We start from the raw sequence: 8745 nt of genomic DNA, 5'->3' as shown, positions 1-8745 counted from the left end.
CGCCGAAATTATATTATAATCAATCCTTTTACGCTTTCAATGCTGAAATTTCATCTCTCAGCTTGGCAGCCTTAATAAAGTCGAGATTTTTTGCTGCCGCTTCCATTTCTTTTTGTTTCTGGGCAATCATTTTCTCGATATCTTCGGTAGCGTAGGTTGCCTTTGTTTCGGCAACTTTCTGAAGGATTTCTTTTTGTGTATATTTTTCATCAGGGAAGTCTTTGCTTCTTCCTACGAGATTTTCGGATATCTTTTTATTTAATGCTTTTGGCTTCAGACCGTGCTCTTCATTGTACTGCATTTGCTTGGCACGGCGGTATTCGGTTTCATCCAGGGTAGCCTGCATGGATTTTGTGATCTTATCGGCATACATGATTGCTTTTCCGTTCACGTTTCTTGCGGCACGCCCTACGGTCTGGATCATTGATCTTCTGCTCCTCAGCATTCCTTCTTTATCAGCATCCAGAATGGCAACCAGAGAAACTTCAGGTAAATCCAGACCTTCTCTTAATAAGTTAACCCCAATCAATACATCAAAAAGCCCTAAACGAAGATCCTGCATAATCTGAATACGTTCCAGGGTCTCTACATCCGAGTGAATATACCTTGTTCTGATTCCGAATTTGGTGAAGTACTTGGTAAGTTCTTCCGCCATTTTTTTGGTTAAAGTAGTCACCAGTACTCTTTCATCCGCATCTGCTCTTTTCTGGATTTCTTCCATCAGATCATCAATCTGGTTCAGTGAAGGTCTTACTTCAATAATCGGATCTAAAAGTCCTGTAGGACGGATAATCTGTTCTATATAAGCTCCTCCCGTTTTTTCAAGTTCATAATCTGCAGGCGTTGCAGAAACATAAATAACCTGATTCTGAATGGCTTCAAATTCTTCAAACTTTAAAGGTCTGTTGTCCATTGCAGCGGGAAGTCTGAAACCATACTCCACCAGCGCTTCTTTTCTGCTTCTGTCACCACCGTACATGGCATGAACCTGTGGAACGGTAACATGGCTTTCGTCGATAACCATTAAAAAATCTTTAGGGAAATAATCAATAAGGCAGAAAGGTCTTGTCCCCGGAAGACGGCCATCCAGATACCTTGAATAGTTCTCAATTCCTGAGCAATAGCCCAGTTCTTTGATCATTTCAAGATCCAGTTCTGTTCTTTCCTGAAGGCGTTTTGCTTCTAAAGGCTTCCCGACAGAGCTAAAGAAATCAACCTGTTTTACCATATCATCCTGAATCTCTTTAATGGCGCCATTTAAGGTCTCCTTCGATGTTACAAAAAGATTGGCAGGATAAATCTGTATCTGATCAAAATTATCTTCTACATTTCCTGTTACAGGATCAAAACTTTGAATCTTTTCAATTTCATCTCCAAAAAACTGAATTCTGATTGCATTATCCGTGTAGGCAGGGAAAACATCAATGACATCTCCTTTTACACGAAATGTTCCTCTCTGGAATTCATTCAGTGTTCTGGCATACAGTGCATTAACTAGTGAATGGAGAAGAGCAGTTCTGGTAACTTTCTCACCAATCGCAATGGAAATCAACGATTTATGAAATTCCGTAGGATTCCCGATACCATAGATACATGAAACAGAAGCTACAATCAAAACGTCTCTTCTACCCGAAAGAAGGCTGGCAGTTGCAGAAAGACGTAGTTTTTCTACCTCTTCATTGATGCTCAGGTCTTTTTCAATATAAGTTCCTGTGGTGGCAATATAGGCCTCGGGCTGGTAGTAGTCGTAGTAGCTGACAAAGTATTCCACTGCGTTTTCGGGAAAAAACTCTTTAAACTCCATGAAGAGCTGTGCAGCAAGCGTTTTGTTGTGTGCCAGTACCAGAGTTGGACGTTGTACTTTTTGTATAACATTCGCAACAGTAAAGGTTTTTCCGGAACCTGTTACCCCCAGAAGCGTTTGATATTTTTCACCGATCTCTATTCCTTCAGTAAGTTTTTCAATTGCCTGAGGCTGGTCTCCGGTAGGTTTATATTCTGAGTGAAGCTTAAAATCCATAGAAAAGAATGTATACAACAAAAATACGAAAGAAATTATTAGGCTGTATAATGTTTTGAAGGTGAATATTTTGATAATAAAATTTTAACTTATCTACCTTGATTTTTGATTTTTTGAAGTTGTCTGACTAAGAAAAATTAAAAGCGCTGAAAATAGCGCTTTATTGTTAGGGCCGTGTAAAAGTCATGGTTGCCGGAACTTTCAATACTGAAGCAACGGCTTTTCCATCTTTCATTGCAGGTATCCATACTGTTTCATTATTGATTTCAGTGACTGTTTTTAAAAGTTCCCGGTTCAGAATTTCATTTTCTTCCGAAGTGGTTATTGGCATTATTTTTCCATTCGTTGTATTACACCTAATCATAATAATATGAAAATCAATTCATTTTACATTCCTGTAGTAAGCTTTTTTCTTTTTTTGTCATCATGCAAAGAGAATCATGCGAATGCTCAGAAAACAGGAAATGACGGAAGTGTAGAAACAGAAAACCCTAATTCTGATTACAAGCCGGCATTTAAAGGACAGACAAGAATTAAGGCTGTAAAGACGACAACAGCCTATAACGTTGAAATATTAAATAAGGATTTGGGAAGGCCCTGGGGTATTATCAATTTACCTGATGGGAAATTCCTCGTCACCGATAAGAAAGGGTACATGAATATTGTTTCACCAGATGGGAAGCAGGTCTCCAAAATAGAGGGCTTTCCAAAAGTAGATTCAAAAGGGCAGGGCGGAATGCTGGATGTCGCTCTTGATCCTGATTTTAAAACCAATAGTATTATTTTTTTCAGCTTTTCGGAACCATTTGGAAAAGGTAACTTAACATCTGTTGCGAAAGGCAAGCTTTCGGCAGATCTTAAAAATATTTCAGAGGTAAAAGTTATTTTCCGTGCAGAACCTTCTTATGATGGAGATAAACATTATGGAAGCCGTCTTGCTTTTGATAAAGATGGAAACTTATTTGTCAGCACAGGAGAAAGATCAGATAAAGTTACCCGTGTATATGCCCAGAAAACAGATAATTATCTTGGGAAAATTTTAAAAATTACAAAGGATGGCCAACCAGCTCCGGGAAATCCTTTTATCGGAAAATCAGGATACAAACCGGAAATCTACGCTTATGGAGTCCGAAACCCGCAAGGAATGGCTATCGATCCCAATGGCAATCTCTGGGATGTTGAAATGGGGCCAAGAGGCGGTGATGAGATCAATCTGATCCAACCCGGAAAAAATTACGGCTGGGGAGATGTAACCTATGGAATTGAATATTCCGGAGATAAAGTAGGACAGGGAATTACACAAAGAGAAGGAACAGAACAGCCGGTTTATTATTGGGATCCTGTGATCTCACCAAGTGGAATAACTTTTTATACAGGAAATATAGACGAATGGAAAGGAAATCTGTTTATCGGATGTTTAAGCGGTGAGCATATTGACAGAATTGTAATGAAAGACAATAAAGTAGTAGGAGAAGAACGTCTTCTTGCAGATCAGAAAGAGCGTTTCCGGGATGTATTAAATGGAATGGATGGAAATCTGTATGCTGTAACAGATAGCGGTAAACTTTATAAAATTTCAAAAAAATAGAAAAAACTGTATCAAAGGTTAATAATTTCACCTTTGTCATTCTGACGAAGGAAGAATCTCATTTATAAACCAATAACATAAAATTCTTCACTACATTTCATTTCGTTCAGAATGACATTTTGATACAGTTTCTTTTTATTCTCTTAAAACTTAAAATTAAGTCTGGCAAAAACCTGTCTTCCGGAAAATCCCATCTGAACAGGATCAAAAATACCTCCACCTTCTGTGTTTCCATCACTTACCTGAGTGGTTTGCAGGGTAGGATATCTGTTGAACAGATTTTTACTGCCCAGGGTTACATTGAGATTCTTACTAAATTCATAACCAAAAGAAAGGTCTGTTGTTACTTTTGGATTATAAACCTGTTCTGTACCGTCATAACCAATCAGCGTGACCTTATCAAATCTTACCAGCTGCAGATTCGCATTAAATTTACTGATCTTATAATTCAGGTTTAAATTCACTTTTGTTTTCGGAGCAGAAGCAAGAATAAAAGCCTTTTCTCTTTCGCTCAGGTAAATGTCTTCTTTTCCTGCCAGCTTTTCCGAAGTATTTACTTTGGTGATTTCCATATCATTATAGTTCCCCGCTAATGTAGCCGTCAGCTTTCCGGATCCTATATTTTCATTATAGCTCAAGATAAGATCAACTCCTTTCGTGCGCGTATCAATTGCGTTAGAAAAGAACTGTACCTGATCAATAAACGGATTTTCTGCCTGAACCTCTGCCGGCAGGTCTGCCTGTGTAAAATATCCGGTAAGAACAATTCTGTTTTTTACCTCAATATAATATCCATCCACTGTCGCCGTGAATTTTCCTGTGTTAAAAGTGAATCCTGCACTCCCGTTCACCGATGTTTCCTGTTTCAATTGAGGGATTCCGAGACTGCTTGCCAGTTTGCTGTCATTAGACGCCAGCTGAATAGTCACCAATTCACCTTCCTGAAAGTTGGTAAACTGCTGGCTGTAATATTTTTGAGCCAAAGAAGGAGCCCTGAACCCCGTAGAAACAGATCCGCGGAAAGCAAACTGAGGAGTAAATGCATATCGTGTAGCAAACTTACCATTCAGCGTACTTCCGAAATCATTATAATTTTCAAACCTTCCGGCAACGCTTATCATCCAGTTTTTAGTCACATCCAGTTCAGTATCTATGTAGGCAGCAAAGTTATTTCTGCTTTTACCGATATCTGTAGAATACCCCGGGAATCCCTGCGAACCGCCTGGTCTTACGCTATTGTCATTTAAAGGGTTGGTAACCAGTAAACTCTCAGGGGTGTCTGGTGTAACAGGATTTCCGTTTTTATCATACATGGTATAGGAGGCTTCTTCTCCTTTAATGATATCAAATTTTTCATATCTGAATTCAGATCCGAAAGCAATATTCAGTCCTTCCAGTACCTTAAATTGTTTCACGGCATTAAACCCTGTTGTATTCTGCAGCAATGAGTGTCCTCCTGCATTAAAGCTTGTTGGTGATTTGACTCCTAAAGTAGCATTAATAGTATTGTCTATCTGATAAGTGAATCTGTTGTTGCCAAAAGCATTATAAAAATCTACATCCCAGTCAGCAACTTTGAACTTTAATCCATTGTCAAAAGTGAAATCTGTAATGCTGGTGTTTTCAATCGGGTTGAATCCTGTAGGGTAAACTTCGGGGATATTACCGTCTGCATCAGGTGTTCTGGTCCATGCATAAGCCTTAGTATTTCTATGTGAAAAACCCTGGCGGGAATAGAATTTCAGACCATCAGACAAAGGAAGTTCAATATTTCCGAAAAAGTAAATATTTTGAGCCTTGGCATCTCCGAAACGCTGTCTTGGCGCTGTGTAAATATCCGGATTTGCGTTTCGTATGGCGTAATCTTTATTAACAAATTCAACCGTAAAATTTCCGAAACCTCCTTTTGAACCTATTTTAGTTCCTAAATTTCCACTGAAATCAAAGGTAGTTCCGTCTACTTTGTGATCAGAAACAACATCATTGTTTCCGGGACTTTTAAAAAGGTTCATGCCATAAAAAGCATTTCCTTCAAAACCTTTGTCTCTGTCATTCAAAATAACGTTGATAACTCCTGCAATAGCATCAGAACCGTATTGGGCGGAAGCCCCGTCACGAAGAACTTCTACTCTTTTTATAGCACCAATCGGGATAGTATTCATGTCATATCCGGTATTTCCTCTTCCTTTGGTTCCAAAAAGGTTGATCAGTGAAGACTGGTGATATCTTTTTCCATTCAATAAAAGTAAGGTCTGATCGGGACCAAGACCTCTTAAAGTCGCCGGATCTACAGCATCAGCACCATCAGATCCTGATTGCTTGTTGGAGTTGAAAGAGGGCGCAGAAAACTGCAAAAGCTGATTGACTTCTATCTGCCCTGTAGACTGGCTTACCTGCTTAATGTCGATGATGTCAATAGGAACAGGCGTATTAACCACCGTTCTCTTTTTGTTACGGCTTCCTGTAATGGCTACTTCGTCGATCTTGGATTCTTTCAACGTGTCTTTTATCTGCTGGGCATAAGAGAAGGTAGACGCTCCAAGTAAAATGATGCTGATGTATTTTATCTTCATATTGATAATTTGAGTGATGATTTAATCAAAATTATCAATATTTATTTTTATATCCATATTAAATTTAAATATTTAGTATGAATATCTTAATTCAGCATTGATTTGTGATAAATTCGGAAAAATAATAATTAATTACCCAAATTTAATTAAAAATTTTAACGTTAAAAGCTGGTAATGATTCTGTTAATTCCTTCTTCCAAAATTTCCGTGGATGTGGAAAAGCAAATTCTTATATGTCCTTCGGCTCCTTTGCCGAACCATCTTTCTGATCCCGGAACAATGGCTACTTTTCCCTGCTGCAGAACATGCTGGGTGAATTCGTCACTTGACATTCCGTTTTCAATCTTTGGAAACAATACAAACGTAGCTTCGGGCAGATTAGGGGTTACAATTTCTGAACGGCTTAATAGTCTGAACGCTAGATCTCTGTTGCTTTGTAAATGCGTCAGAAACTCTTTGTACCAAGGCTTTGCTTTCTCCAATGCTACACTTCCCGCGATTTGCGATAAAGTAGAAACACCTTCTATTGTGGAATTGAAATTGGATTTTTCTGTGAAGTCTTCAAGAATATCCTGGTCATTACAAAGCACAGCGCCTATTCTTAATCCTGCTATTCCGAATGATTTTGAAAACCCATATACCGTAAAGCTTTTTTTCCTGGCCTTCTCCGAAACAGAAGAATAGGTATGGAAGTCTTTATCATCATAAATAATATCACTCCAGATTTCATCACTCATCACCCAAAGATCATGAGTAGATGCAATTTCTGCCAATTGTATTAAAACCTCTTTAGAATACACTTTTCCAAGCGGATTGTGAGGATTGCATAGGCTGATAAGTTTGGTTTTGGGATTGATTAAAGAACCCAGTTTTTCAAAATCAATTTCTCCTGTTGTTGTATCCACAGGGCAAAGCATTACTTTTCCACCTGCGGTTTCTACTGATTTTTTGAAAAGAAAATCAACGGGATCCAGGATAATGGCTTCATCTCCGGGATTAAGAACGTAGGATGCGATAAGAAACATTCCCTGGGCAGCACTGTTGACTGCCAATACATTTTCCGGTGAGAAATTTCCGTGTTTTTCTGTGTTAAAATGCTCTGCAACGCTTTTCTTAAACTCAGGAAGTCCGGAAAACGGCCCATAGCTTAGGTAGCCGTCTTTCAGGTATTCAATAATTCCCTGTTCTATTTCAGGAGCGGTCCTGAAGTCAGGGTCGGCTGCCGTAAGAGGAATGATGCCGTCTTCCAGGGTGGCCCATCTTCCGTTGTAGGCTTTTCTTTTCAGGGCTTCAAAGTTGATATCGTTATTGGTAAACATATTTATTTATAGGATATAGGTAAAATATTTTCAGTCTGTTGATGGAGCGGGAGTAAAAACTGCTTAAGCAATGTTCTTCCATTATGAATGTGAATCTCTATTTCGGGCTTTCTGCTTGCCTCATATTTATGGAAGACTTTCTGTGTATTTTCTTCTTCAACTAAGTATTTCGTTAATACAAAAGCATCTTTCAGAGCTGAAGTAACTCCCTGGCTGGTAAATGGAATAAGTGGGTGCGCTGCATCTCCGATGAATACGAAATTATCTTTATAAAAAGGGTTTAGCTCTTCCAGTTCATAAACATTCCATAAATGTACATTTTTATAGTGTGATTTCTGTATAATTTCCGGGACTAAAGGATGCCAGTTTTCGAAAACGCCAAGCATATATTTCTTTAAGTTTTCTGCGGAACATTCATTGATCATATATTTTTGATTGTCAAACTGTGAATACCAAAGAATGGTATCATCAGAAAGCTTGAGAATACCGAAAGTCAGCCCGCCTTCCTCATGGTGAAACTTCATAAAGTCATTATCAATAACATCTGCAATTTCTTTATTCTGAATGATATTGACTACTTCACTTTCTCTTACTATTCTCATGGTTTCATCTCGAAAAAGACTTCTTCTGATCCGGCTTCTGGAGCCATCAGAGATCACTGCAATATCAGCGTCAATCTCAGTTCCGTCAGAAAGTTTCAGTTTTCCGTTCTGCTGGGCATCAGGAATAATAGTCTCTTCATAAGTTATCTTGCCGGGAGTGAGGTTTTGTGTCAGTAAGCTGATTAATGAATGTCTTGAAATAGCAAAAACATTGTTCAGTTCTTTTTCTGCAAGAATTTTTCCGGTGTGGGAATATTGGATGTATTTTTTCAGGAAATTTCCATGTTGGAGAAGAAGATCAGGATCAATGATCTGATAAAGATAATCCATTCCTTCTTTTGGAATGAGAAAACCGTGACCTGCCAGATCTTTCTTTTTTCTCCTTTCGTAAATATGATAATCAATATTGTATTTTTCTAAGTAATTCGCCATGCTTAAGCCGGAAATACCGGCGCCCACGACAGCAATTTTCTTCATTTTTCGGAATAAAGTATTTTTCAGGTTGGTTTTTTAAGTATTTTTTTAATCACCTTCGGGTAAATGCAAAATTAAAATTAAAAACCTTCACTATTTCAAAAAATAAATCAATTTAATTTTGATTTCATGAAAAATAAAATGAAAAACATAAGATATACTATATGAT

The 8745-nt window shown here is 38.1% G+C and carries 6 protein-coding genes; 1 reads left to right on the top strand and 5 read right to left on the bottom strand.

All coding sequences use genetic code 11. The features are described from left to right. Positions 1–28 precede the first annotated feature (28 nt). Complete coding sequence (gene uvrB / locus LIV57_RS22640) at positions 29–2020, bottom strand: excinuclease ABC subunit UvrB (RefSeq protein ID WP_110011747.1); 1992 nt, start codon at positions 2018–2020, stop codon at positions 29–31. A 166-nt stretch (positions 2021–2186) separates the two neighbouring features. Continuing rightward, a complete protein-coding gene (locus tag LIV57_RS22635) occupies positions 2187–2351 on the bottom strand; it encodes a hypothetical protein (RefSeq protein ID WP_227944419.1) in 165 nt (54 codons plus the stop codon). A 39-nt stretch (positions 2352–2390) separates the two neighbouring features. Here LIV57_RS22635 and LIV57_RS22630 point away from each other — a divergent pair, with 39 nt between their 5' ends. Continuing rightward, the gene (locus tag LIV57_RS22630; RefSeq protein WP_227944418.1) at positions 2391–3608 is read left to right on the top strand and encodes a PQQ-dependent sugar dehydrogenase; all 1218 of its coding nucleotides are present in this window, start codon (positions 2391–2393) and stop codon (positions 3606–3608) included. Between the two features lie 143 nt (positions 3609–3751). Here LIV57_RS22630 and LIV57_RS22625 read toward each other — a convergent pair whose 3' ends face one another. From LIV57_RS22625 to LIV57_RS22615, 3 genes are all read right to left on the bottom strand, one after another. Continuing rightward, positions 3752–6181, bottom strand: a complete 2430-nt coding sequence (locus LIV57_RS22625) for a TonB-dependent receptor plug domain-containing protein (protein ID WP_227944417.1) — start codon at positions 6179–6181, stop codon at positions 3752–3754. A 161-nt stretch (positions 6182–6342) separates the two neighbouring features. Further along, positions 6343–7500 (bottom strand): pyridoxal phosphate-dependent aminotransferase, encoded by a 1158-nt coding sequence (locus LIV57_RS22620; RefSeq protein WP_227944416.1) that lies wholly within the window; start codon positions 7498–7500, stop codon positions 6343–6345. Positions 7501–7502: 2 nt separating this feature from the next. Continuing rightward, the gene (locus LIV57_RS22615; protein WP_227944415.1) at positions 7503–8579 is read right to left on the bottom strand and encodes an FAD-dependent monooxygenase; all 1077 of its coding nucleotides are present in this window, start codon (positions 8577–8579) and stop codon (positions 7503–7505) included. Positions 8580–8745 lie beyond the last annotated feature (166 nt).

Origin of the sequence: Chryseobacterium sp. X308 (assembly GCF_020733145.1) — a bacterium.
Taxonomy (GTDB): Bacteria; Bacteroidota; Bacteroidia; order Flavobacteriales; family Weeksellaceae; genus Chryseobacterium; species Chryseobacterium cupriresistens.
Note: the sequence above shows the minus strand (reverse complement) of the source record. Positions and strands in the feature narration are given on the sequence as shown.